Origin of the sequence: Mycolicibacterium komossense (assembly GCF_025822605.1) — a bacterium.
Taxonomy (GTDB): Bacteria; Actinomycetota; Actinomycetes; order Mycobacteriales; family Mycobacteriaceae; genus Mycobacterium; species Mycobacterium komossense.
The window spans coordinates 98256-120864 of record NZ_JACKTY010000030.1; the positions used below are offsets into that span (position 1 = coordinate 98256).

The window sequence follows — 22609 nt, forward strand, 5'->3', positions numbered from 1 at the left end:
GGTTGCGTTGTGATGACCGCTGTGGCGAGAAGCCTGGGTGTCGGACTGCTGGTGGCCGCGCTCGCCGCGTGCTCCTCCGACAAGCGCCCGGAGACGACGCCGGCTCCGCCGCCGACCGTGAACGCCGAGGTCCCACCGCCGCTGGTGGCCGCGGTGCCGCTTCCGGACCACGCCGTGGACAACGCGGTCGGCCGGCTCGACGGGATCGCCGAGGAGCTGATGAAATCCTCCGGCATCCCAGGGATGGCGATCGCGGTGGTGCACGGCGGAAAGACGGTGTATGCCAAGGGTTTCGGTGTCAAAGATGCGACCAAAGGCAGTCGTGCCGCGCAACCGGAAAACGCAGTCGATCCAGACACCGTCTTCCAGCTCGCGTCGTTGTCCAAACCGCTAGGTGCGACGGTGGTGGCGCATCAGGTCAGTCAGGGTGCGATCGGCTGGGACACCCCGGTGGTGTCAAAGCTGCCGTGGTTCGCGCTGTCCGATCCGGCAGTGACGCAGATGGTCACGGTCGGCGATCTCTATTCGCATCGATCGGGACTGCCCGACCACGCGGGGGACCAGCTCGAGGACCTGGGCTACAGCCGCAGGGATGTACTGGAGCGCCTTCGACAGCTGCCGTTGGATCCTTTCCGAATCTCCTACGCCTACACCAACTTCGGCCTGACTGCGGCCGCAGAGGCGGTAGCCGCCGGCGCCGGGAAGTCCTGGGAGGACCTCAGTGACCAGGCGTTGTACAAACCGCTGGGGATGGCCTCGACCAGCTCTCGCTTCGCCGACTATGAGGCTCGGCCGGACAAAGCGCTCGGCCATATCCACATCGACGGAAAATACGAGCCGCTCTACCAACGCAACGCCGATCAGGAAGCGCCGGCAGGCGGCGTCAGCTCGTCCGTCAACGATATGGCGCACTGGCTGACCATGGTGCTGGGCAACGGCACGTACAACGGGACCACGATCGCCGACCCGAAAGCGTTGCTGCCGGCGATGTCTCCGCAAGTCGTCTCCAGCCCGGCGAGCGAGCCGGCCATGCGCAGCGGTTTCTACGGGTACGGCTTCAACGTCGGGACCACATCGGCGGCCCGGATGTCGATGAGTCACTCGGGTGCGTTCGAACTCGGCGCGGGCACCAACTTCGTCATCATCCCGTCTGCCGATGTGGCGATCGTGGTGCTGACGAATGCGACGCCGTCGGGTATCCCCGAGACGCTCACCGCCGAGTTCTCCGACCTGGTGCAGTTCGGTGAGGTCAGGGAGGATTGGCGCACACTCTACGGCGACGCGTTCGCGGCGATGGACAAGCCTGTTGGGTCACTTGTCGGTCAGGCCCCGCCGGTCGACCCCGCACCGTCGGCGCCGCTACAGACCTACACCGGGACCTACGACAACGACTACTGGGGGCCGGCCAAGGTCACCGAGAAAGACGGCCGGTTAGCGCTGTCACTCGGCCCCAATGCCACAGTCTGGCCGCTGACTCATTGGGATGGAAGCACTTTCACGTTCAGCTTCGTCGCAGAGAACTCCCCGCCCGGCAGCATCTCGAAGGCGACGTTCGACGGGGACCGGCTCACCTTGGAGTGCTACGACACCGAACACAGGGGGACGTTCCAGAGATGACGACCTCAGGCCTGACCGATACTGAGGTCGCGCAGCGGATTGCCGAGGGTAAGACCAACGATGTTCCGAGCAGAGCGGCGCGCAGCGTCTCGGAGATCATCCGGGCCAACGTCTTCACCCGGATCAATGCCATTCTCGGGGTGCTGCTGATCATCGTGCTGGCCACCGGATCATTGATCAACGGGCTCTTCGGGCTCCTCATCATCGCCAACAGCGGTATCGGCATCATCCAGGAGATCAGAGCCAAACAGACCCTGGACAAGCTGGCGATCGTCGGGCAGGCCAAACCCACGGTGCGGCGCGCCTCGGCCACCAAGGAGTTGTCGCCCAGCGAGGTTGTCCTCGACGACATCATCGAGCTCGGACCCGGCGATCAGATCGTCGTCGACGGCGATCTTCTCGAAGAGGCCAACCTGGAAGTCGACGAGTCCCTGCTCACCGGCGAAGCCGACCCGATCGCCAAGGATGTCGGCGACAAGGTGATGTCGGGCAGTTTCGTGGTGGCCGGTAGCGGCGCCTACCGGGCCACCAAAGTCGGCCGCGAGGCCTACGCTGCGAAACTCGCCGAAGAAGCCAGCAAGTTCACCTTGGTGAAATCCGAACTGCGGTCAGGGATCAACAAGATTCTGCAGTTCATCACCTACCTGCTGGTGCCGGCCGGCCTGCTGATCATCTACACGCAGCTGTTCACCACCGATGTCGGCTGGCGAGACTCGGTGCTGCGTATGGTCGGTGCGCTGGTCCCGATGGTGCCCGAAGGCCTGGTACTGATGACGTCGCTGGCGTTCGCCGTCGGTGTGGTCCGGCTGGGGCGGCGGCAGTGCCTCGTTCAGGAGCTGCCCGCAATCGAAGGGCTGGCCCGCGTCGATGTGGTGTGTGCCGACAAAACCGGGACGCTGACCGAGAACGGTATGCGAGTCAGCGATCTCCACGCGCTCGGCACCCAGGCACACGTGCACGAGGCGCTGGCTTCGCTGGCCGCCGACGATCCGCGCCCGAACGCCAGTATGGCCGCCATCGCAGAAGCCTTTGGCGCACAAGCTCCGGCTCCTCCGTGGCAAGCAACCGCCGTGGCGCCGTTCAAGTCGGCGACCAAGTGGAGCGGCACGTCTTATGGGGAACACGGCAACTGGGTCATCGGTGCACCCGATGTCCTGCTCGACTCGCAGAGCTCGGCCGCGGAACAAGCCGAGCAGATCGGCGCCAAAGGTCTGCGGGTGCTGATGCTCGGGACCAGCGACCGGTCGGTGGACGCGCCGGATGCGCCCGGGCAGGTCACGCCCGTGGCTCTGGTGATCCTCGAACAGAAGGTCCGCCCCGACGCCAGGGAAACGCTGGAATACTTTGCCGAGCAGAAGGTTTCGGTCAAGGTCATTTCCGGTGACAATGCGGTGTCCGTTGGTGCGGTGGCCGACTCGCTCGGCCTGCACGGCCACACGATGGACGCCCGCCAGCTGCCGACGGACAACGGGGCGCTGGCCGATGTCCTCGCCGAATGCACGACCTTCGGTCGGGTGCGCCCCGACCAGAAGCGAGCGATGGTGCATGCGCTGCAATCGCGCGGGCACACCGTCGCGATGACCGGTGATGGGGTGAACGACGTGCTGGCCCTCAAGGATGCCGACATCGGCGTGGCGATGGGTGCGGGTAGCCCCGCATCGCGTGCGGTGGCCCAGATTGTGTTGTTGGACAACAAGTTCGCCACACTGCCCTATGTCGTGGGCGAGGGCAGGCGGGTGATCGGCAATATCGAGCGGGTGTCCAACCTCTTCCTCACCAAGACGGTGTATTCGGTTCTGCTGGCGCTACTGGTGGGACTCGCCGGACTGGCGTCGAAGATCTTCGGTACCGATCCTCTGCTGTATCCGTTCCAACCGATCCACGTGACCATCGCCGCCTGGTTCACCATCGGCATTCCCGCGTTCGTCCTGTCGCTGGCGCCGAATAACGAACGCGCGCAAAGCGGATTCGTCCGCAGGGTGATGACGGCCGCGCTACCCTCGGGCATCGTCGTGGGGTTGACGACGTTCGCGTCGTATCTGCTGGCTTACGGTGGCCGTGATTCCACTGCCGAGCAACAGACCCAGGCGTCGACAGCGGCGCTGATCACCCTGCTCGTCGGCGCACTGTGGGTCCTGGCCACGGTGGCCAGGCCCTACCAGTGGTGGCGAGTCGGGTTGGTGTTGTTCTCCGCGCTGGCGTATGTGGTCATCTTCGCGCTCCCGTGGGCGCGGGAGAAGTTCATGCTCGACCCGGGCAATGTTGCCCTGACATCGGTGGCGGTCGGGTTGGGCGTCCTCGCCGCGGTCGTCATCGAGGTGTTGTGGTGGGTCCAGGGCCGCGTCCTCGGTGAGCAGCGGCGGCTGTGGCGATAGCTGGCACAATGGCGGCTATGGGATTCCTCGACAAGGCCAAAGACCTGCTCTCGCAGAATGCCGACAAAGTGGAACAGGTGATAGACAAAGCCGGAGATATCGTCGACCAGAAGACGCAGGGCAAATACGCCGGCACGGTCGACAAGGTCCAGGACGCGGCCAAGAAGGCCGCGGAAAAGGCCACGGACAAGGGCGAGCCGAAGTCGTAACCGATGGCAAAGATCTCCGTCTCCGTTGATGTCCCCCTGCCACCGGAACAGGCCTGGGACTGTGCCGCTGACCTGTCCCGCTTCAAGGAGTGGCTGACCATCCACCGGGTGTGGCGTAGCGAGCTGCCCGAGACCCTGGAAAAGGGCACGTCGATCGAGTCCATCGTCGAGGTCAAGGGCATGTACAGCCGGATCAAGTGGACGATCGTCAACTACAAGCCGCCGGAGTCGATGACGCTCGACGGCGACGGCCGCGGCGGCGTCAAGATCAAGCTGATCGCCAGAGTCAAGCCCGGCCAGGAAGCCTCGAAGGTCTCGTTGGACGTCCATCTCGGTGGCCCAGCCTTGTTCGGGCCCATCGGCATGCTGGTGGCCGGCGCGCTCAAGAGCGATATCCAAGCGTCACTGGATCAGTTCGTCGCGGTCTTCGCGCCGGCAGTGTAGGCCGCCGATGACCGCAGCGACCCGGCTCGCCGACCTCATCAGGGAGGGTGCGGGTATCGACTTACCGGTGCGGCTGCGCGCTTGGGATGGCAGCGAAGCCGGCCCGCGCGACGCTCCGGTGCTGATCATCCGCAACCGTCGCGCGCTGCGCCGATTGCTCTGGGCGCCAGGTGAACTGGGGCTCGCGCGGGCGTATGTCACGGGTGACGTCGACGTCGAAGGCGACCTCGCCGAGGGATTCCGCAGCGCGTGGCGCGCCGCACCGGCTCAGCCGCACAAGCCGCGTAAGGCGCGGGCACTCGCCGCTGCGGCCAAGCTGGGGGCGCTCGGGCCGCCGCCGAAGCCGCCCGCCTCGGAAGCCCGGCTGTCGGGCAGGTTGCACACCCGTCGGCGCGATCGTGCCGCGATCGCGCATCACTACGACCTGTCGAACGACTTCTACCAGTTGCTGCTCGACGACCAGATGGCGTACTCGTCGGCCTACTACACCGAGCCCGACCAGTCGCTGCACGATGCGCAGACCGCGAAACTCGATCTCATCTGCCACAAGCTCGAGCTGAAACCCGGGATGCGACTGTTGGACGTCGGCTGCGGCTGGGGCTCCTTGATCCTGCACGCCGCCCAGCACTACGGGGTGCAGGCGACCGGGATCACGCTCTCGGCCCAGCAGCGCGCGTTCATCACGGCCAGGGTGGTCGAGCGCGGCCTGGCCGACACGGTCGAGGTGCGGCTGCAGGACTACCGAGAATTCGGCGAACTCCCCGAAGCCGCAGGAACATTCGATGCCGTCAGCTCGATCGAGATGGGCGAGCACGTCGGGCAACAGCAATACCCGACCTATGCCGCGATCATGTTCGACGCGCTGCGACCGGGGGGCCGGCTACTGCTGCAGCAGATGTCGCGACGAGCGGACGCCGCGCCCGGTGGTGGTGCGTTCATCGAGCGCTACATCGCACCGGATATGCACATGCGACCGTTGTGGCAGACGTTGCGCTTTCTGCAGAACGAGGGCTTCGAGGTGCTCGGCGTCGAGGCGATGCGCGAACACTACGTGCGCACCGTCGAACACTGGATCGAGACGTTCGAGGCCAACTTCGACCGGTTCGTCGCGCTTCAGGGTGAAGAAGTGGCCCGGGTCTGGCGGCTCTACCTCGTCGGCGGTGGGTTGGCGTTCGAAGAGGGCCGGATGGGCGTCGACCAGATCCTTTCCGCCAAGCCGTGACTCGGTCAGGGCAGCGGCACCGACCACACCAGCCGGGTACCGCCACCCGCTGCGGGTCCCACATCCAGGCTGCCGCCGCACTGTTCGGCGCGACTGGCCAGATTCGCCAGGCCGCTGTGCGTCGTCTCCACCGGGAACCCGATGCCGTCGTCGGTCACGGTCACCGTGAGGTCGTCGTCCACCGTGACACCGACATTCAGGGTATGGGCCACAGCGTGCCGCACAGCGTTGCTGACGGCTTCGCGCACTACCGCCTCGGCATGATCGGCGAGCGTGGCGTCGACCACCGACAGCGGACCGCTGACATGCAGGGTCGGCCGAACCTCCGAATCGGTGGTCATCCGCGTGACTGCCTGCTCCAGACGCTGGCCGAGGCGGGTGATGCTCCCACCGTGCAAATCGAAGATGGCCGTGCGGATTTCCTGCACCACGTCCTGCAGGTCGTCCAGCGCGGCAGAAATTCGCCGCGGGGTATCGGCGGCCTCCCCGCCGCGCGCGCCCTGCAATGACAGGCCGATCGCGAACAGTCGCTGAATCACGTGGTCGTGCAGATCGCGGGCGATGCGGTCCCGGTCGGCCAGCAGTACCGCACTGGCCTGCGTCCGGGCCAGATGCAGCGCCAGGCCGGCCTGATCGGCGAAGGCCGCCATCATGTCCAATTGTTCGTCGCTGAACAACAATCCGCCGGCCGGAACGCAGACCAGCACACCGGAGAGTGCGTCGGGTTCGCGCAGCGGCAGCACCAGGGCGGTGGGGTTCGCGGTGCGTAACGACTGCAGCGTCGCACCGGCCAGCTCGGGACGTGTGGTGGCGGTGACCTCCAGGTCCCCGGTGCGGCCGGGCAGTAGCAGTGCGCTGAACGCGCTACCGGTGAGTTCGGCCGCGCGAGTGACGATCTGGGTGTGCACGACCGCCGGATCCTCGCCGGCGAGCAGGTTGGTGGTGATGTCCTGGGTGGCTTCGATCCACAACTGCCGCGTCCTCGCGGTCTGATAGAGCCGGGCGTTGTCGATTGCGATCCCGGCGGCGCCGGCCAGCGCCTGCACCAGGAGTTCGTCATCGGCGCTGAACACGGCACCGTTCGCCTTTTCGGTCAGATATAGGTTGCCGAATACCTGGTTGCGGATCCGGATCGGCACACCGAGGAACGTACGCATCGGTGGGTGATTGGGCGGAAATCCGACTGAGGACGGGTGATGTGAAAGATTCTCGATCCGAACGGGTTCCGGGCTCTCGATGAGCAGCCCGAGCACGCCGAGACCGCCGGGCAGCGGCCCGATCTTTGCGCGGGTTTCGTCGTCGATACCGTGATAGACGAAGCGTTCCAACGCATGTCCGGTTCCAGTACCCAGCACTCCGAGTGCGCCGTAGCGGGCCTCGACCAACTCCATCGCCGTGCGCACGATGGTTTCCAGCGTCCGTTCCAGGTCCAGCCCGGACGTGATGGCGAACATCGCATCGATCAGGCCGTCGCGGATGTGCCCGTCGTGGGTGTCACCCATCGTGCTGTTGGCGTAGTTCCGCCGCGAGTAACGCGGCCTGAGTGCGACGGTGCATGCCCAGTTTCGCCAGCAGCCGGGAGACATAGTTCTTGACCGTCTTCTCCGCCAGGAACATCCGCTGGCCGATCTCCCGGTTGGTCAGCCCCTCGCCGAGCAGTTCCAGCAGGGTGCGTTCGGTCGGGGAGAGGTCGCGGACGCGGGCGTCCTCGCTCGCCTCGGTCTCGGTGGAGCTCCTGAGTTTCGCCATCAGCGCGGCCGCGGCGCGGTTGTCCAACAACGACTTTCCGGAACCGACCGCCTTGATCGCCTCGGCCAGCTCCATCCCCCGGATGTCCTTGACCACGTAGCCGCTCGCCCCGGCCAGGATCGCATCGAGCATGGACTGTTCGTCGGTGAACGAGGTCAGGATCAGACAGCGCAGCTCGTCGTGGGCGGCCAGCAGGTCCCGGCACAGGTCGATGCCGTTGCCGTCGGGGAGTCGGACGTCGAGCACGGCCACATCCGGGCGCGCGGCGGGAATGCGGGCCATCGCCTCGCTGACCGAACCGGCTTCACCGACCACTGTCAGTTCAGGGTCACCGCTGAGTAGGTCGGCGAGGCCGCGGCGGACCACCTCATGGTCGTCGACGAGGAATACGGTGATCACGTTTCCCACACTAGTGCTGGGCAGATAGGGCCAAGGTAGGGACTTTGGTCCCTGGAATCGCGACCGGACTGCCGGATCCCTGCGGATGAGCCCGGATTGGTGATCGGCACGCACTAGGCTCACACCGTGATCAGGTTTCTCCTGCGTGCGGTGGTATTCCTCGGTTCTGCAGCGATCGGTCTACTGGTCGCGGCGTGGTTGGTCCCCGGTGTCTCGGTGTCGATTTCGGGTTTTGTCGCAGCGGTGGTGATCTTCTCGGTAGCCCAGGCGATCCTGTCGCCGTTCTTCCTGAAGATGGCCAGCAGGTACGCCAGCGCCTTCCTCGGCGGGATCGGCCTGGTGTCGACGCTGGCGGCACTGGTCCTCGCGTCGGTGTTGACGCACGGGTTGTCGATCCGTGGGATCGGATCCTGGGTGATCGCGACCATCGTCGTCTGGTTGGTGACAGCCCTGGCGACGGTGTTGCTGCCGGTACTCGTCATCAAGCGCAAAGCGGGCTCAGCCCAGTAGTCGTGCCTTCTGGGACGCGAACTCGTCGTCGGACAGCACACCGCTGTCACGGAGTTGACCGAGCCGCTCCAGCTGGCTCAGCAGATCGCCCGGTTCTGTCACGGCGGGTTGGGCAGCGGGCGCCGCAGGCTGGGCAGCCCACCGCTCGTGCTGACGCCGTTGCACCTTGCCGTGTACGGCACTGGCGACGGCGGCGCGGCGGACGGTTCGCAACAGGCTCATGGTCAGGCTTCCTCTAGCGCGGCGTCGATATCGTCGATGTCGACCGGTCCCTCGGAGAGAATCTTCGCACCGCCGGACTCCCAGGCGTCGAGCACTTCGGTGATGGACAGCTCCTCGTACACCAGCACCGCCGCCGTCGCACCGTGCGTGAGATCGGCGGCCACGGTGTCGAGGTCGTGGCGATCGAGCAGTCCTGATGCCGCACCGTCGAACTCGGCCAGTTCCTTGGCAACGCGGTGGGCCGGAATCGTGCTCGCGACACCGTCGATGCTGTGAATGAACTCCAGGTCGAGCACGCGGATGCGTCCGCTGTCGACAAGGGTGACAAGCCGGTCGAATCCAGACCGGACGGAGGCGGCATCGGTGAACTCGACGACAACATAGTCAACGGGCCCCAGGTGAGTTTCTGACACGCTTACTGTGTACCAGGTGTCCGAGTTCGGGATCGACTTCGCCGCCGTGGACGGCATCGACTTCCACTGACGACGAGCCGGCGCAGCGGTTGATCGACCGGGCCACCCGCAACGCCGATGCCGGCGTACCCGCCTTGTTCCATCCGCGCGGGATCGTCGGCTAATTGTATGAGGCCATGACGTTGGTGACGCCGGTGGCGAGTCGCGATGCTGGGGGCTGGCCTGCGGCGGCAGAGTGTGGTCGATGGTAGTTGAAGTGGATGTTCCAGACCTTGAGTGCTTCGCTGCGTTGGGCCTCTGAGGTCCAGGTTCGGGCGTAGAGGAACTCCTCGGTGAGGATGCGGTTGTAGCGTTCGACCTTGCCGTTGTGGCGCGGGGTGTAGGGCGTGATGAATTGGTGTCGGGCGCCGTGCAGGACGTGGGCGAAGTCCTTGGCGTGGTAGCAGGAGCCGTTGTCGGTGACGATCCGTTGAATGTGGGTTATGCCGTGCGCGGCGAACCACACCCGGGCGCGGTGCATGAAACCGATTGCGGTGACGGCTCTTTCGTTGTCAAGAGCCTCGGTGTAGGCGAGCCGGGAGAATCCGTCGACGGCGGAATGCAGGTACACATAGCCGGCCCGAACCCCGGCTTTGGTGGCTGAGGCTACTGCCTTGGCTTGGGCGCTGCCCTTGCCGTGCACCCGCCAGCCACCACCATCGGGGATGCGGCCGACCTTCTTGACATCGACGTGCACCATGTGACCGGGCCGGCGCGCCACGATGGGACGGGGCACCCGGTTGGACTCACCCGTGGGGTCGATGAACCGGCGCCGGTTCAGTCCCAGCGCCACAAGATGCCTGCTCACCGTTCGCTGGCTGATCGCTACGCCGTGGCGTTCCAGCTCGAAGGTGATCCGCGACGCCGACCACTTCCGGGTCCGTCGCATCGCCTCGATCTCGGCGAGGACCTCTGCCGGGGTCGCGGTGGGTTGGCGGTGCGGAGCACACGAGCGATCCAGCAGGCCGAGCTCGCCGAACCGGCGGAACCGGTTGACCCACTTGCTGGCACAGGCCCGCGAAATTCCCATCTCAGCGGCTACATGGGCAATCGGGCGATCAGCGCATCGAGCGACGAGGCGACGACGCCCTTCAACGGACAACGGGGCATTACCGTGGGTCACGGACGGGTTCCTTCGGTTGTCAGGACGAGGGGTTTGGCGATTTCTCATCCTGCCGCCGAAGAACCCGTCCCCCAGACACCTCGACCCGTGTCGACGTCTACAACGTCATGACCCGCAACAGCTAATCAGCCCAAATCGGGTGGACGCGTTGCCCTTTGCGCAATGTATCCAGCAACTCCCGGTACGGCCCCACCAGGTAGGCCGTGTCGCCCGCATTCAGGCGGGTGTCGCGGCGGGGGTGCAATGTCGTCGGTTCACCTGGCCGCGAGATCGCGATCACCCGGGTCAGGGTAGACATCTCCACCATCGCCATCCCGTCGAGCTCGCTACCGGTTTGGACCTGGACGCCGCCAACCATGAACGAGCGCTGGCCCACCGAGAAGGTACCGATCACCTCCAACCCCAGTGATGCGCCGATGAACCACGGAGTGCCCAAATCGACTGTCGACCGGACATTCTCGAACCCGAAGCGGTGCGCCACCGCCGCACCGAGAGCCCGGTCGTAGACCCGCAGCACCACCGGAACCCCGGGGTGGTCGGCGGACCGCATCCACCGCGCACCCAGTAATTCGCGCAGCACGATTCCGGTCTCGATGTTGATCATGTCGTCGGGTGTGAGCACGGCGACGGCGGTCGCCTGGTCGACCCCGGCGGCCTCCAGCGTCTGACGCAAGGTGGCGTCACCGAAGATCACCGGCACGTCGAGGTCGGCGACCGCTGCCAGATAGCGGTTGGTTTCGTTGCGTTCGATCACCACCACGTCCTGCCCGGCGGCCTTGAGGTCGGCGACCACCCGGATCCCGAAGGAACCAAGGCCGACGACGATGATGTGCGCCCTGAGATCGCGGACCTTGCGCCGGCCCGCGTTGCGGCCGATGCGCCGCGACAGCAGCAGATCGGCCACGAAGGCCATCACCACCGCGGTGGTGGTGACGCCGGCGAACATCAGCAGAATGCCGAACAGCCGCAGCCAGGTCGGCTGGTTCTGGAAGCTGAAGTCGCCGTAGCCGACTGTGGCGATGGTCTCGGAGGAGAAGTACAGCGCATCGACCCAGCTCATGCCGGGTCGGTTATAGGTGAGCCTGAGCAGGATGGCTGATCCGAACAACAGCGTGAGGGACGCGGCCAGCGCGCGATAGAACAACGGGTTGACGTCGTCGCGGAAGGCGCGAAGGCCGTTGAGCAGGCGAGTGGGTAAGGGGCGACCGTGGTGTGCTGGCGCCGTCGCCTGGGGGGCGACGGCGATGCCTTGCGCCTCGAGTTCGTCTCGGGTGCCGATCATCGCCGTCCAATCGCCCTGGCGGACCCTGAGGTCACGACCGGGGCAGGCCACCACTTCGCCGGGGGTCAACGAATTCTCACCGTGGACGACGGCCACCGGCGCCAAATCGCCGTAGATCTCCCGCAGCGTGCCGTTGCGAAGAGCGTCCGTGCCGGAGACCACGAAGTCGACGCCCGCTGCCGTGATCGTGTGGGTGGTGCGGTTCAGTAGCGCCTCGACTACCGACGGTGAGGCCAGATCCGCGACGTCCAAGATGGCGCCGGGGCCGTTACCGGCAGCCACCGCCTCGCGCAGCACCCCGTTCGCGAGCCGCGCCACCACTCGTACAGTTGGGCTGAGTTCTCTTGCCAGTAGGGCGATTTCGAGATTGAGGGCGTCGTCGTCGGCGGCGCAGATGACAGCGGTGGCGTCCTCGACGCCGGCGCCGGCCAACTCGACGGCGCTGTCGACGATGACGACGTCGGTGCCCGCGTTCTGCAACTCCTCGATGATGCGCAGGCCAAGGGCATCGTCGCCGCAGACAATGGTATGGCCGGCCATGGTGAGAGGTTAAGCGAAAATGGGCGTATGAGCGGATCGAAGATCTTCGTCGAGGCAGCTATCAACGGTGCTCGGACCCCGGACGCGCACCCTAATCTGCCGATCACCCCCGAACAGTTGGCGGCCGAGGCGGTGGCCGCCCACGCCGCCGGCGCGCAGGTGGTGCACCTGCATCCCAAGTCCGCCGACGGGCAGGACTCGCTGCTGCCCGAGACCGTCGCGGCGGCGGTGACCGCAGTTCGACAGGCCAAGCCGGGACTACCGGTGGGTGTCACGACTGGCTTCTGGGCGCTGCCCGACGCGGCGGAGCGCCTGGCCGCCATCCAGGCCTGGACGGTGCTGCCGGATTTCACCTCGCTGAACTGGCACGAACCCGGTTCCCCCGAGCTGGCGGAGGTTCTCCTCGGCATGGGAATGGGGGTCGAGGTCGGTATCTTCCACGCGGAGGCGGCGCAGTCCTGGGCGGCCTCCGATATCTCCAGGCATTGCCTGCGGGTGATGCTCGAACTGCAACCCGATGCGGATTCCGACCTGGCCGACGAGCTTCTCGAGTTGGTGGCCAGCGCCAATTCACCGGCGCCGACGCTGCTGCACGGGCTCGACGGCAGCTGCTGGCCGCTGCTCGAGCACGCCGGGCGGCGCGGGGTACAGACCCGGATCGGGATGGAGGACACCCTGTTGCTCCCGGACGGCTCGGTCACCCCGGGGAACGCCGCGCTGGTCGCGGCCGCCGTCGAGATACTCCAGCGCTACTAGTCAGGGCGCGTGTAAGGCGAAGTCCGCGAAATCGAAGCCGGGTACCACGACACAGCTGACCAGGCAGGGTTCATCGTCGCGGGGGACGGCGCGCTGCCAATGTCCCGGTGGCACCAGCACTTGGGGCTGTTCGCCGGCGGCAATGTCGCTGCCGAGTAGATGTGTTGTGGCACTGGCCTGTTCGGGTCCGACCTCCAGCAGCAGTGGGCCGCCGCGGTGGTAGAACCACAGTTCGGCGCTGCGCACCGTGTGCCAGGCCGACTGCTGACCTGGCATGAGCAGGAACAGGATTGCGGTGCCGGCGCTGCGCGGGCCGGTGTAATCCGGCGGCAGGGTCGATGGGCCGATGCTCAACTCGCTGCGCCAGGTCTCGCGAAACCAGCCGCCTTCGGGATGCGGTGCCAGCTCCAGATCCTGCGCCCACTCGGGGAGGTCGCTCATCAGACGAGCGTAAACCGGTTGCGGCCCGGCGCGACCCACGGTTACGGTGGAAAACATGACAGGTATCAACGGTTCTGCGCCGTCCGCGCGCTGAAACACCGTCGATACCTGGGATCTCCCAAGCTCCGGCTGTTCAGCGCATTCTCATCTGAACCTCGGGGAGCACTGTGTCCATCACCGCCACCGGCATCATTCTCAATGACCTCGGCTACACCTGGCCCGACGGCGACGTCGCGTTGTCCGGTGTCACCGGCGCCTTCGGCACCGGGCGCACCGGCCTGGTCGGCGCCAACGGCTCAGGCAAATCGACCTTGCTGCGACTGATCGCGGGTGAGCTGGCTCCGACCACCGGTGCCATTCACACCGCGGGCACGGTGTCCTACCTGCCGCAGACCCTGACGTTGCAGGCCGAGACGACCGTCGCCGAACTCCTGGGGATCAGCGCAAAGCTCGCCGCGCTCCAGGCCATCGAGAACGGGGATGCCGCCGACGCCCACTTCGAGACCATCGGCGAAGACTGGGACATCGAGGCCAGGGCGCAGGCCGGCCTGCACGAGGTCGGCCTCGGTGCCGTCGGACTGGAGCGGCCCGTCGCTGCGGTATCCGGCGGTGAGGCGATGCTGGTGGCCATCACCGGTCTGCGGTTGCTGCGCGCCCCGATCACGCTCCTCGACGAGCCGACCAACAATCTGGACCGGGAAGCCAAGGCGGCGTTGTCGCACACCCTGCCCGGCTGGCCCGGCACGCTCGTCGTGGTCAGCCACGACACCGCTCTGCTGGACGAGATGGACAACACCGCCGAACTGCACGACGGCACGCTCACCGTGTTCGGCGGGCCGTACACCGTATGGCGTCAGCACCTGGACAACGAACAGACTGCCGCCGCCGCGGCGGCCCGCACCGCCGAGCAGGCGGTCAAGGTCGAGAAACGCCAGCGCGTCGAGGCCGAAACCAAACTGGCCAGCCGCAACCGCACCGCGAAGAAGGCCTACGAGCAAAAGCGGGTGCCCAAGATCGTCGCCAACCTGCGTGCCTCCGCAGCCCAGGTATCCGCCGGCCGACTGCGAACCGGGCACGACGATCGGTTGCACAGTGCCCAGGCAGCGCTCGACGAAGCGTCGGCGCGCGTCCGCGATGACGCTCACATCGGCGTCGAGCTGCCCGATCCGGATGTGCCCGCCGGTCGCAAGATCGCCGAGCTCGGCGGCACTGGGACCGGCGCCGGTGGCTTCGTCGTGCAGGGCCCGGAACGGATTGCGATCGTCGGTCCCAACGGTGTCGGTAAGACGACGTTCCTGAAGGCGCTGCTGCGCTCCGACGAGCAGGCGGCAGGCCGGCTCTTCACCGACCGGGTGGGATATCTGCCGCAGCGTCTCGACGGCTTGCGCGACGACCTCACCGTGCTCGACACCGTCCGGGCGTCCGCGCCGGAGGCCGACTCCGAACGGATCCGCGGGCAGCTGGCCCGGTTCCTGTTGCGCGGTGACAGCGTGCACCGGATGGTGGCGAGTCTGTCTGGTGGAGAGCGGTTTCGGGTTGCGCTGGCCCGTCTGCTGCTGGCCGAACCCACACCCCAGCTCGTCGTGCTCGACGAACCGACGAACAACCTCGATATCACCAGCGTCGACCAGCTGGTCGACGCCCTGGTCGCCTACCGCGGTGCCCTGATCGTCGTCAGCCACGACGACACCTTCCTCGCCCGGCTCGAACTGATGAGGACACTGACCATGGCGCGCCCGGGTCAACTCGTCGAAGCCAGATAGGGTCACTGCTATGGCCCGCCTGCGTCCCGGTTGGTTAGTCACCCTGTGTGCAGCCATCCTCGCCGTCAGCGTGTGGTTGCCGTGGCTGACGACATCGGCTCTGGGCGGCGGCCGCGCCAATGCGATCGGCGGTACGGTCGGCAGCCTGCAACTGAGCCGTGGCTTCGGGGCGGGCCAGCTGATCGTGCTGCTGACGTCCACGCTGCTGGTCGCCGGGGCGATGACGGCCCGCGGTCTGTCGGCGCGGATGGCTTCGATTGGTGCACTGGTCATTTCGCTGCTGATCGCAGTGTTGACCGGCTGGTATTTCCATCTGTACGTCAGTCCACCGGTGTCGGCGTCCTACGGGTTCTACCTGGGCGCGTCCGGTGCCGCCGGCGCGATCCTGTGCTCGCTCTGGGCGCTCATCGACGCACTGATATCGGAGCGGCGGCGGTGAGCCGGTTCGTAGAACCGGTCGTCCTGACCGGGCAGCGCTGGGTGCGGCTGGAGCCGTTATCCGAGGACCACATTCCCGAGATCGCCTCAGCGGCCGGTGACGGTGACGGCGGATCACTGTGGTTCACCACGGCACCGTCGCCGGACACCGCGGACGCCTGGGTGCATCGCCTGCTCGCCGTCCAGGCCGGTGATCAGGGTGTGACGTATGTGATTCGGCGGCTGGCCGACGATGTGCTGGTCGGCTCGTCGAGCTTCTTCCATGTCGACGCGCCCAACCGGCGCCTGGAGATCGGGCACACCTGGTATTCGGGCTCGGCGCGCCGCACCGGGGTGAACACCGAGACCAAGCTGTTGATGCTGAGCCACGCTTTCGACACGCTCGACTGCGTGGCGGTCGAGTTCCGCACGCATTTCTTCAATTCGACCAGCCGCGCCGCGATCGAGCGCCTCGGCGCGAAACTCGACGGTGTGCTGCGCAGCCAGCAGTTACTGCCCGACGGCTCCCGCCGTGACACCGTGGTCTATTCGATCCTCGACATCGAATGGCCCGCGGTCCGCAACAATCTGAGCTTCCGACTGGCTCGCCACCAGTAGCTGTTGTGGTCTGATGGCAGGTATGCGATTTGTCTTGCTGGGCGTTGCTGCGGCGACGCTGACCTTGGTGACCGGATGCGGGACGACGACGGCTGGCACCGCCGTCGCGGATCACAGCTGCATCGAGGTGTCGGCGCCGATGACCGCGATCTCCACCCCGCCGGGCGGTCCCCAGCTGAGCATCCCGCAGCCGCAGGGCTGGGAGCGCAGGACCGAGCTGGACTCGAAGATCATCCGCTTCGTGATGGTGAACAAGAGCCTGGTCGCCGACAACTTCGCGCCGAACGCCGTCGTGACGTTCGAGTCTGTCGCCAACAGCTCGCAGACTCCCAGGCAGATCCTCGACGGTCAGCGCATCAATCTGCGCAGGCAACTCATGGCCACCGACGTCAAATCAGAGGACGGCACTCAGTGCGGCTATCCCTCGACGATGATCAGTTACACCCCGCCCGCGATGGGTGCGGCCACCCCGCGTAAGGCGAAAGTGCTTGGTGTGGTGATCGAATCGGGTGATAAGACCTACCTGACTACCCTCACCATCGGTTCCGCGGACGACAAGAACACCACGTTCGCCACCGATTCCGACACGATCCTGAAGGGCTTCGCCATCACGCGTTAGAGCCTGATCGCCGACGCCGCCGACTCCGCGGTGCGCCACTGCCGTAGGTCGCTGCCTGGCGCCCACGTCGAATGCGTCCCGCTGGAGATCCGCTCTGGCAGCGACAGAGTGCACACCGGGCCGTCCGTCATGCGGGCGGCGTCGAAGATCAGACACGATGACGAGTCGTCGGTCATGTCCGTCACCAAAGTGATCAGGTAGCCGTCGTCTTCGGCCGTCGCACCGACCCGGGGCGCCATCGCGGTCTCGCTGCCGTACACCCCATCGGCGAACGAATAGCGTTCCTCAGCACCGGTTTTCACATCGTGTTTGACCAGCCCGTCGAACAGGAACCAGCCCGGTTTGCCGGTCGCGGCATAGGCGTAGCGGTAGTCGCGGCCGGCGTAACCGGCGTTGATCATGCCGAACTCGGTGATGCTGTCGGTGAGCGGCTCTTCGGTGCTGGTGCCGGTGATCAGGTTCAACCGCCAGCGGTGCAACCTGGTCTGCAGCCGGTCCAGCGCCAGATAGCGGAAGGCCCGCTCCCAGGTGTTTCCGGAGCCCGAGTCGACCGGAGTGGGGTCCCCTTCGAAGAACCCGTCCAGCACGATCTCGTCACCATCCTCGTAGGCGTTGGTGAAGTGCAGGACGAACGTTGGGTCGGCCTCGAACCAGCGGATGTCGGCGGTCCCGCCGCGTCGCGGCAGGACCGCGAACCGTGACGGCATATCCCGATGGAAACCCGGCAGGTGGATATCGTTCTTCAGTAACTCGGGATCCCAGAACAGCGGAAAGTCGTTGAGGATGACGTAGTTTCGGGTGAAGGCCATATCGTGCGGTAACCGCGGACCTGGCAGCGGGATGTCGACGCGGTGCACCAGATCGTTGTTGTCGTCCACCACGCCGTAGCTCATATACGGCGCCTGTTTGCTGTAGTTGAAGAACAACAGCTCACCCGTCGCATCGTCGACCTTGGGATGCGCCGAGACGCCCCACTGCGGGTAGCGGCCGTTCCAGCTCTCCTTGCCGAGGGTCTGTGCGGTGAACGGGTCGACGCGGTAGAGATCTCCACACTGATAGAAGCTGGTCAGCGCCACCCCCCGATGCACCGTCACATCGGTGCTGGAGGCGTCCTTCATCAGCGTGCGCGCACCCCAGCCGTGATCTCGTTTGGCCAGTTGTACCGGTTCGGCCAGCCCTGGCCACAGCGGGCCACCAGCCTCACCTTCGGCGCGAAGGCCATCGGTCTGGACGAACCTGTTGCGGTAGAACGCTTTTCCGTCCCGGAAGCCGACGACGTGCACCATTCCGTCGCCGTCGAACGGGTGGTAGAACTTCAGCGCCGGATGCAGCGGGTTCTCGGTGTTGCGGAGGTAGACACCGTCGAGGTCGGTCGGGATCTCACCGGTGGTCGGGGTCAGATCATCGGCATCCCACTCGGTGGTCTGCGGACGCCACGGACCCGTCCGGTACGGGTGATCGTCATCCTCGGGCAGCGTCGACAGGTACTTGCCGACGACATCTACGTCCATCAGTCCACCTCTATCAGTCCACTCGGTCAGTTCGGTTCTGCGGCCGCCACCACGAAGGTGACCGTCGTGGCGGTACTGCCGCCGAAGTTCAACGTGCCGAAGGTCTTTGCGCCCTCGACCTGGTAGTCGCCCGCGGTATCGCTGACCTGCTTGCCGGCGTCCACCAGCATCCGGATTCCCGAGGCGCCGACCGGATGGCCGCCGCCGATCAGCCCGCCGCTGGGGTTGATCGGTAATCGGCCACCGATCTCGATCTCGCCGTTCTCGATGGCCTTCCACGATTCACCGGGACCGGTCAGCCCGATGTGGTCGATCGCCACATATTCACTCGGCGTGAAACAGTCGTGAACTTCGAAACCGTCGAGGTCGTCCAGCGTCACCCGGGCGCGCTGTAGCGCGTCGAGAACGGCCGTGCGGACGTGGGGGAGGACGTAGGGTTCGTCGGCTTCCGCTTTCTGACTGCGGTCGAGTTTCTGCCGCAACCCCAAGCCCACCGTGCGATGGCCCCAGCCGTCGATGCGTGCGATGGGCCGGGCGTGCGGATGGTCGCGCAGGTAGCCGTCGGTGACCAGGACGATGCCGGCACCACCGTCGGTCATCTGGCTGCAGTCGGAACGCCGCAAGCGGCCCTCGACCACAGGGTTCGGCGCGCCGTCCAGGTCCCAGCCGCGGGTCTGCGCATTGGGGTTACGGCGGGCATTGGCGAAATTCAGCGTCGAGATCGCGTCCAGGTGGGTGTAGTCGAGCCCGTAGCGCCGGTCATACTCCTCGGCGACCTGGGCAAACATAGCGGGCCAGAGGAAAGTGGCCTCGGCGCCTTCGTGACCGGTCCAGGCGGCGGCACCAAGGTGTTGGGCGGCGATGTCGCCGGGCACCGTCTTCTCCAGTTCGACACCGACGACCAGGGCGGTCTGATAGTTGCCTGCCCGCAGATCCGCGATCGCGGCCAGGGTGGCGACACCGCCCGAAGCGCAGGCCGCCTCATGGCGGGTGGCCGGGATGTTCCACAGGTCGTCGCGGACGGTGGCCGGCATCGCGCCAAGGTGACCCTGCCGGGCGAACATCTCGCCGAAGGCGTTCGCGACGTGCACCACACCGATATCCGGGCCGGCCATCGTCGTCGCAGCCAAGGTGTGGTCGACAACCTCGCGAGTCAGGTCCGCGAAGTCGAGCCCCTCCCTGGTGAGGTTGCGTGCGAAGTCGCTCTGGTAGCCGCCGAGTATCCAGACACCCGTCATCAACGCGACGCTACTCCCGCAGCGGTCTCGCCGGCACGAGGTCTGAACCGACGAGACCTTACGCGCAGCAATACCCCACAAGAGCGGCAACAAACGTGACCGATTTGCAGCCATGTGCGACAGTGATGCCGTGAGGTCAGAGTCAAACGGGGGCCTGGCAGTTCAGATGGCTGAACTGGCCAGACAGCTTGCGATGCCGTTGAGTCTTCCCGACGTGCTCGCGGGGGTCACGAAGTCGGTTCTCGAGGTCATCCCCGGAGCGGATGTGTCCGGGTTTCTGCTGTTCACCAAGGGTGAGAAGTACGAGACTCATGCGGCGACGTCGGATGTGATGTTCGAGATCGACCGGTTGCAGGTGAAGCACGGCGAGGGGCCGTGTATCGAGGCGGCCATTGATGAGCTGATCGTGCGGACCGACGACTTTCAGCGTGAGCAGCGGTGGCCGAACTATTCCGCCGATGTCCTGAAACTCGGTCTGCGCAGCGCACTGTCTTTCAAGCTCTATACGACCAACCGCAACGCTGGGGCGCTGAACATCTTCGCGTTCGAGCCCAATGCCTTCGACGCGGAGGACGAGGCCGTTGGTTCCGTGCTGGCAGCGCATGCGGCGGCGGCGATCCTGGCCAGCCGTCAAGGTGACCAGCTGCAATCCGCCCTCACGAACCGCGACCTGATCGGTCAGGCAAAAGGCATCATCATGGAGCGCTACAACGTCGACGCGGTCCGGGCGTTCGAAATGCTGCGCGAGCTTTCGCAATCGTCCAACGAGAAACTGGTCGAGGTCGCTGTCCGGGTGATCGATACCCGCGGTAGCTGACGCGCGAACGGCTGGGCGTTGGGTGGTTTTCGAAGGTCCTGCCAGCGCCGTGGATGGCGCGTTCCTGATGAAACCCAGCCAAGTGAGATTTTTTCGAGAGGCGGCTACGAAGTTCGAGGAGGCGGTATGGGGCTCCGCTGCCGCCTGCGCTTGCGCACGGAGGTGGGTGCATCGGTGGCTGGATCTGGTTCTACGGCAGCGCGTGTCCGTGCGACCGCCGGCGACTGAGAGTGGACCTTCAACAGCTTCATTGCTTCATCGCCGTCGCCGAAGAGGGCACGTTCACCGGCGCCGCCAAGCGAATGCACCTAGCCCAGTCTGGGGTCAGCGCCCATGTCAAAGCCCTGGAGCGCGACGTCGGGCAGCAGTTGTTCGAGCGTCGTCCGCGCTCGGTGGCGCTGACCGCGGCCGGCGCGGCGCTTTTGCCTCACGTCCGTACCGTGATGGACGCGCTAGCGCAGGGGCGAGCGTCGGTCAGCGGCCTCACCGGGCTGCTCCACGGGCGGGTAGCTATCGGCACAATCACCTCGATATCGCCGCGCAGCATCGATTTACCCGAAGTACTGTCGTCCTTTCACGGCAGACACCCTGGGGTGGATCTCTCACTCGTTGAAGACACCGCAGCGATGTTGGCGCGCCGGATATCCGACGGTCTACTCGAAGTCGCGTTCACGAGCGTGACCGAAGAGACCGTCATCCCCGGCATGCAGGTCCGAGAGCTGGTCCGCGAGCCGGTGATCGCGGTATTTCTCGCATCAGACTCCCTTGCTGCGTGCCGCGAACTTCCGTTGAGCGCCCTAACGGAACGCCCGTTGATCGCCCTCTCGGAGGGCTCGGGCTTACGTTGGGAACTCAACCGCGCATTGCGTCAGGCGGAAGTCGGCGTCCGCATCGCCTTCGAAGCGAGCGACCCTGACGTCCTCGTCGCCCTCGTCGAAAAGGGTCTGGGCGTCGCTCTGGTGCCGGAATCTGCACTCACGCACAGTGATCGAATAGTCGGCGTCAAGGTGACCGACCTTCCACCGGGCCGACTTGGCATCATCTGGCGAGACGGCGCGGCAATCAGTCCGGCCGCACGAGCCTTCGTCGAACACGCCACTGAGATGACCACGAGTCCGCGCGGCAAACCTCGCAACGCGGGCGAATCAGCCCGCGGTGACTGAGGTTTCCCCGTCTTCGCAGGCGTCCGCTTGGTGGCGCGCGGCCTGCATTCCCTGCCAGCGGCGGGCCTGAGGGGCATCGAGACCGATCTGGTCGAGAATCCGAACTACCACGTGGTCGACGATGTCATCGATCGATTTAGGATGGTTGTAGAAGGCTGGCATCGGTGGGACGATCTTGACGCCCATCCGACTCAACGCGAGCATGTTCTCCAAATGAACCGTGTTCAACGGTGTTTCGCGGGGCGAGAGCACTAGCGGGCGTCCCTCCTTGAGCACGACGTCCGCCGCACGACACACGAGGTTGTCCCCGGTCCCGTGCCGGATGGCCGCGAGGGTGCGCATGCTGCAGGGTACGACGACCATCCCCAAGGTAGTGAAAGACCCCGACGAGATTGCTGCTCCCTGATCACCGAGTTTGTAGGTGACATCCGCCAGGGCGGCGACCTGGCGCACGGTATAGGAGGTTTCCATTTCGATGTTGGATCGGGCCCACGTGCTCAGCACGAGGTGCGTTTCCACCGCGGGCATCTCGCGCAGGGTCTCCAGCATCCGTACTGCGAACGGCGCGCCGCTGGCACCGGTAACTGCCACGATCAAGCGCTTGGGTTCGTTCATCACGTCTCCTGACCGCCTTCGAGCGAGGTCTGAAGCCGGGCAATCATTGCGGCACTGCGCGGCCAGTCTTCGAGCGCAGACAGTTCAGCTGAAGTGCGGAAGGACAATGGAGACAACGGTATTCCGATGTCATCGCGCTTGTGTTCAACGAGCGTAAACACACAACCCAGGATGTCGCCGTCGAGGACCGAAGCGTTCACTCGGAGCTTGATGTGGTGGCAGGCCGTCCCATTCACGACAATCAACCCAGCGGCGCCGCTGCGCCGCACGTTCTGGCGGGTCCGGCGCGAAGCGATCGCCGCCAACAGCGTGTTGCCATCCAGACCCGGCTCAATCTCGGAGCGCGACAGCAGCGCGGCATGCGGATATCCCCGATCGTCGACGGTCAGGAATGGGAATGCCTGCGCATTCACGTCGGACGAAGGGAACCCGCGCAAGACGGCGGCGACCTCATCAGGGATGGCGAGCATCATCGAGCAGTCCTTTCTTGGTATGCCTGGTCGCGGC

24 protein-coding genes are annotated in these 22609 nt (G+C 65.7%); 13 read left to right on the forward strand and 11 right to left on the reverse strand.

Features of this window, described 5'->3' with window-relative positions:
- The first annotated feature begins 12 nt into the window (after positions 1–12).
- Genes H7J73_RS16855 through H7J73_RS16875 form a run of 5 tightly spaced genes read left to right on the forward strand, consistent with a single transcriptional unit; the run spans position 13 to position 5867 of the window.
- The gene (locus H7J73_RS16855; RefSeq protein WP_264068654.1) at positions 13–1617 is read left to right on the forward strand and encodes a serine hydrolase; all 1605 of its coding nucleotides are present in this window, start codon (positions 13–15) and stop codon (positions 1615–1617) included.
- Entirely contained in the window at positions 1614–3992 is a 2379-nt protein-coding gene (locus H7J73_RS16860) for a cation-translocating P-type ATPase (protein ID WP_264068655.1), read from the forward strand. The genes H7J73_RS16855 and H7J73_RS16860 overlap by 4 nt, the downstream gene beginning before the upstream one ends.
- A 17-nt stretch (positions 3993–4009) precedes the next feature.
- The gene (locus tag H7J73_RS16865; protein ID WP_264068656.1) at positions 4010–4201 is read left to right on the forward strand and encodes an antitoxin; all 192 of its coding nucleotides are present in this window, start codon (positions 4010–4012) and stop codon (positions 4199–4201) included.
- 3 nt (positions 4202–4204) lie between these two features.
- Positions 4205–4645, forward strand: a complete 441-nt coding sequence (locus H7J73_RS16870) for a type II toxin-antitoxin system Rv0910 family toxin (protein WP_264068657.1) — start codon at positions 4205–4207, stop codon at positions 4643–4645.
- A gap of 7 nt (positions 4646–4652) precedes the next feature.
- Entirely contained in the window at positions 4653–5867 is a 1215-nt protein-coding gene (locus H7J73_RS16875; RefSeq protein WP_264068658.1) for an SAM-dependent methyltransferase, read from the forward strand.
- 5 nt (positions 5868–5872) lie between these two features.
- Here the strand turns inward: H7J73_RS16875 and H7J73_RS16880 are convergent, their stop codons facing one another.
- Together H7J73_RS16880 and H7J73_RS16885 are read right to left on the reverse strand one after the other, a co-directional pair.
- Positions 5873–7369, reverse strand: coding sequence for a GAF domain-containing sensor histidine kinase (locus H7J73_RS16880; RefSeq protein ID WP_264068660.1), 1497 nt, complete (start codon positions 7367–7369; stop codon positions 5873–5875).
- On the reverse strand, positions 7362–8015 hold the full coding sequence (locus H7J73_RS16885; protein ID WP_264068661.1) for a response regulator transcription factor: 654 nt from the start codon (positions 8013–8015) through the stop codon (positions 7362–7364). Before H7J73_RS16885 ends, H7J73_RS16880 begins: the two co-directional genes overlap by 8 nt.
- Before the next feature lie 126 nt (positions 8016–8141).
- On the opposite strand from H7J73_RS16885, the gene H7J73_RS16890 reads away from it, so the two are divergent.
- Positions 8142–8525 carry a phage holin family protein gene (locus tag H7J73_RS16890; RefSeq protein ID WP_264068662.1) on the forward strand — a complete coding sequence of 128 codons (384 nt, stop codon included), beginning with the start codon at positions 8142–8144 and terminating at the stop codon, positions 8523–8525.
- Here the strand turns inward: H7J73_RS16890 and H7J73_RS16895 are convergent.
- The 4 genes from H7J73_RS16895 to H7J73_RS16910 all read right to left on the reverse strand — a co-directional run bounded on the left by H7J73_RS16895 (position 8514) and on the right by H7J73_RS16910 (position 12144).
- Positions 8514–8747: an SHOCT domain-containing protein gene (locus tag H7J73_RS16895; protein WP_264068663.1), complete on the reverse strand. Its 234-nt coding sequence runs from the start codon at positions 8745–8747 to the stop codon at positions 8514–8516. The genes H7J73_RS16890 and H7J73_RS16895 overlap by 12 nt on opposite strands.
- Positions 8748–8749: 2 nt before the next feature.
- Positions 8750–9160 carry a DUF6325 family protein gene (locus H7J73_RS16900; RefSeq protein ID WP_264068664.1) on the reverse strand — a complete coding sequence of 137 codons (411 nt, stop codon included), beginning with the start codon at positions 9158–9160 and terminating at the stop codon, positions 8750–8752.
- Positions 9161–9320: 160 nt separating this feature from the next.
- Positions 9321–10322, reverse strand: coding sequence for an IS481 family transposase (locus H7J73_RS16905; protein ID WP_264068665.1), 1002 nt, complete (start codon positions 10320–10322; stop codon positions 9321–9323).
- 121 nt (positions 10323–10443) lie between these two features.
- Complete coding sequence (locus H7J73_RS16910; protein ID WP_264068666.1) at positions 10444–12144, reverse strand: NAD-binding protein; 1701 nt, start codon at positions 12142–12144, stop codon at positions 10444–10446.
- A gap of 27 nt (positions 12145–12171) precedes the next feature.
- On the opposite strand from H7J73_RS16910, the gene H7J73_RS16915 reads away from it, so the two are divergent.
- Positions 12172–12900: a 3-keto-5-aminohexanoate cleavage protein gene (locus H7J73_RS16915; RefSeq protein WP_264068667.1), complete on the forward strand. Its 729-nt coding sequence runs from the start codon at positions 12172–12174 to the stop codon at positions 12898–12900.
- Here the strand turns inward: H7J73_RS16915 and H7J73_RS16920 are convergent, their stop codons facing one another.
- The gene (locus H7J73_RS16920; RefSeq protein ID WP_264068668.1) at positions 12901–13341 is read right to left on the reverse strand and encodes a cupin domain-containing protein; all 441 of its coding nucleotides are present in this window, start codon (positions 13339–13341) and stop codon (positions 12901–12903) included. It abuts the gene before it with no gap.
- A 173-nt stretch (positions 13342–13514) separates the two neighbouring features.
- Here H7J73_RS16920 and H7J73_RS16925 point away from each other — a divergent pair, with 173 nt between their 5' ends.
- Genes H7J73_RS16925 through H7J73_RS16940 form a run of 4 tightly spaced genes read left to right on the forward strand, consistent with a single transcriptional unit; the run spans position 13515 to position 16758 of the window.
- Positions 13515–15104, forward strand: coding sequence for an ABC-F family ATP-binding cassette domain-containing protein (locus tag H7J73_RS16925; protein ID WP_264068879.1), 1590 nt, complete (start codon positions 13515–13517; stop codon positions 15102–15104).
- A gap of 10 nt (positions 15105–15114) precedes the next feature.
- Entirely contained in the window at positions 15115–15543 is a 429-nt protein-coding gene (locus H7J73_RS16930) for a hypothetical protein (RefSeq protein WP_264068669.1), read from the forward strand.
- Entirely contained in the window at positions 15540–16139 is a 600-nt protein-coding gene (locus H7J73_RS16935) for a GNAT family N-acetyltransferase (RefSeq protein WP_264068670.1), read from the forward strand. Before H7J73_RS16930 ends, H7J73_RS16935 begins: the two co-directional genes overlap by 4 nt.
- Before the next feature lie 22 nt (positions 16140–16161).
- Positions 16162–16758, forward strand: a complete 597-nt coding sequence (locus H7J73_RS16940; protein ID WP_264068671.1) for an LpqN/LpqT family lipoprotein — start codon at positions 16162–16164, stop codon at positions 16756–16758.
- On the opposite strand, the gene H7J73_RS16945 is transcribed toward H7J73_RS16940, so the two are convergent.
- Together H7J73_RS16945 and H7J73_RS16950 are read right to left on the reverse strand one after the other, a co-directional pair.
- The gene (locus H7J73_RS16945) at positions 16755–18269 is read right to left on the reverse strand and encodes a carotenoid oxygenase family protein (RefSeq protein ID WP_264068672.1); all 1515 of its coding nucleotides are present in this window, start codon (positions 18267–18269) and stop codon (positions 16755–16757) included. The genes H7J73_RS16940 and H7J73_RS16945 overlap by 4 nt on opposite strands.
- Before the next feature lie 26 nt (positions 18270–18295).
- Positions 18296–19507: an acetyl-CoA acetyltransferase gene (locus H7J73_RS16950; protein WP_435405516.1), complete on the reverse strand. Its 1212-nt coding sequence runs from the start codon at positions 19505–19507 to the stop codon at positions 18296–18298.
- Between the two features lie 112 nt (positions 19508–19619).
- Between H7J73_RS16950 and H7J73_RS16955 the strand changes: the two genes are divergently transcribed.
- Both H7J73_RS16955 and H7J73_RS16960 read left to right on the forward strand, forming a co-directional pair.
- Positions 19620–20324, forward strand: coding sequence for a GAF and ANTAR domain-containing protein (locus H7J73_RS16955; protein WP_264068674.1), 705 nt, complete (start codon positions 19620–19622; stop codon positions 20322–20324).
- 230 nt (positions 20325–20554) lie between these two features.
- Entirely contained in the window at positions 20555–21487 is a 933-nt protein-coding gene (locus H7J73_RS16960) for a LysR family transcriptional regulator (RefSeq protein ID WP_264068675.1), read from the forward strand.
- Here the strand turns inward: H7J73_RS16960 and H7J73_RS16965 are convergent.
- Together H7J73_RS16965 and H7J73_RS16970 are read right to left on the reverse strand one after the other, a co-directional pair.
- Positions 21470–22102, reverse strand: a complete 633-nt coding sequence (locus H7J73_RS16965) for a UbiX family flavin prenyltransferase (RefSeq protein WP_264068676.1) — start codon at positions 22100–22102, stop codon at positions 21470–21472. The two genes, H7J73_RS16960 and H7J73_RS16965, sit on opposite strands and share 18 nt — an antisense overlap.
- Positions 22102–22572: a hypothetical protein gene (locus H7J73_RS16970; protein ID WP_308207427.1), complete on the reverse strand. Its 471-nt coding sequence runs from the start codon at positions 22570–22572 to the stop codon at positions 22102–22104. The genes H7J73_RS16965 and H7J73_RS16970 overlap by 1 nt, the downstream gene beginning before the upstream one ends.
- Positions 22573–22609: the final 37 nt, after the last annotated feature.

Excerpts from the sequence above, each read along its gene's own strand:
- H7J73_RS16855 (WP_264068654.1), top strand. The coding sequence starts at position 13 with ATGACCGCTGTGGCGAGAAGCCTGGGTGTCGGACTGCTGGTGGCCGCG.
- H7J73_RS16860 (WP_264068655.1), top strand. The coding sequence starts at position 1,614 with ATGACGACCTCAGGCCTGACCGATACTGAGGTCGCGCAGCGGATTGCC.
- H7J73_RS16865 (WP_264068656.1), top strand. The coding sequence starts at position 4,010 with ATGGGATTCCTCGACAAGGCCAAAGACCTGCTCTCGCAGAATGCCGAC.
- H7J73_RS16870 (WP_264068657.1), top strand. The coding sequence starts at position 4,205 with ATGGCAAAGATCTCCGTCTCCGTTGATGTCCCCCTGCCACCGGAACAG.
- H7J73_RS16875 (WP_264068658.1), top strand. The coding sequence starts at position 4,653 with ATGACCGCAGCGACCCGGCTCGCCGACCTCATCAGGGAGGGTGCGGGT.
- H7J73_RS16880 (WP_264068660.1), bottom strand. The coding sequence starts at position 7,369 with ATGGGTGACACCCACGACGGGCACATCCGCGACGGCCTGATCGATGCG.
- H7J73_RS16895 (WP_264068663.1), bottom strand. The coding sequence starts at position 8,747 with ATGAGCCTGTTGCGAACCGTCCGCCGCGCCGCCGTCGCCAGTGCCGTA.
- H7J73_RS16910 (WP_264068666.1), bottom strand. The coding sequence starts at position 12,144 with ATGGCCGGCCATACCATTGTCTGCGGCGACGATGCCCTTGGCCTGCGC.
- H7J73_RS16915 (WP_264068667.1), top strand. The coding sequence starts at position 12,172 with ATGAGCGGATCGAAGATCTTCGTCGAGGCAGCTATCAACGGTGCTCGG.
- H7J73_RS16920 (WP_264068668.1), bottom strand. The coding sequence starts at position 13,341 with ATGAGCGACCTCCCCGAGTGGGCGCAGGATCTGGAGCTGGCACCGCAT.
- H7J73_RS16930 (WP_264068669.1), top strand. The coding sequence starts at position 15,115 with ATGGCCCGCCTGCGTCCCGGTTGGTTAGTCACCCTGTGTGCAGCCATC.
- H7J73_RS16940 (WP_264068671.1), top strand. The coding sequence starts at position 16,162 with ATGCGATTTGTCTTGCTGGGCGTTGCTGCGGCGACGCTGACCTTGGTG.
- H7J73_RS16945 (WP_264068672.1), bottom strand. The coding sequence starts at position 18,269 with ATGGACGTAGATGTCGTCGGCAAGTACCTGTCGACGCTGCCCGAGGAT.
- H7J73_RS16950 (WP_435405516.1), bottom strand. The coding sequence starts at position 19,507 with ATGACGGGTGTCTGGATACTCGGCGGCTACCAGAGCGACTTCGCACGC.
- H7J73_RS16955 (WP_264068674.1), top strand. The coding sequence starts at position 19,620 with ATGTGCGACAGTGATGCCGTGAGGTCAGAGTCAAACGGGGGCCTGGCA.
- H7J73_RS16965 (WP_264068676.1), bottom strand. The coding sequence starts at position 22,102 with ATGAACGAACCCAAGCGCTTGATCGTGGCAGTTACCGGTGCCAGCGGC.
- H7J73_RS16970 (WP_308207427.1), bottom strand. The coding sequence starts at position 22,572 with ATGCTCGCCATCCCTGATGAGGTCGCCGCCGTCTTGCGCGGGTTCCCT.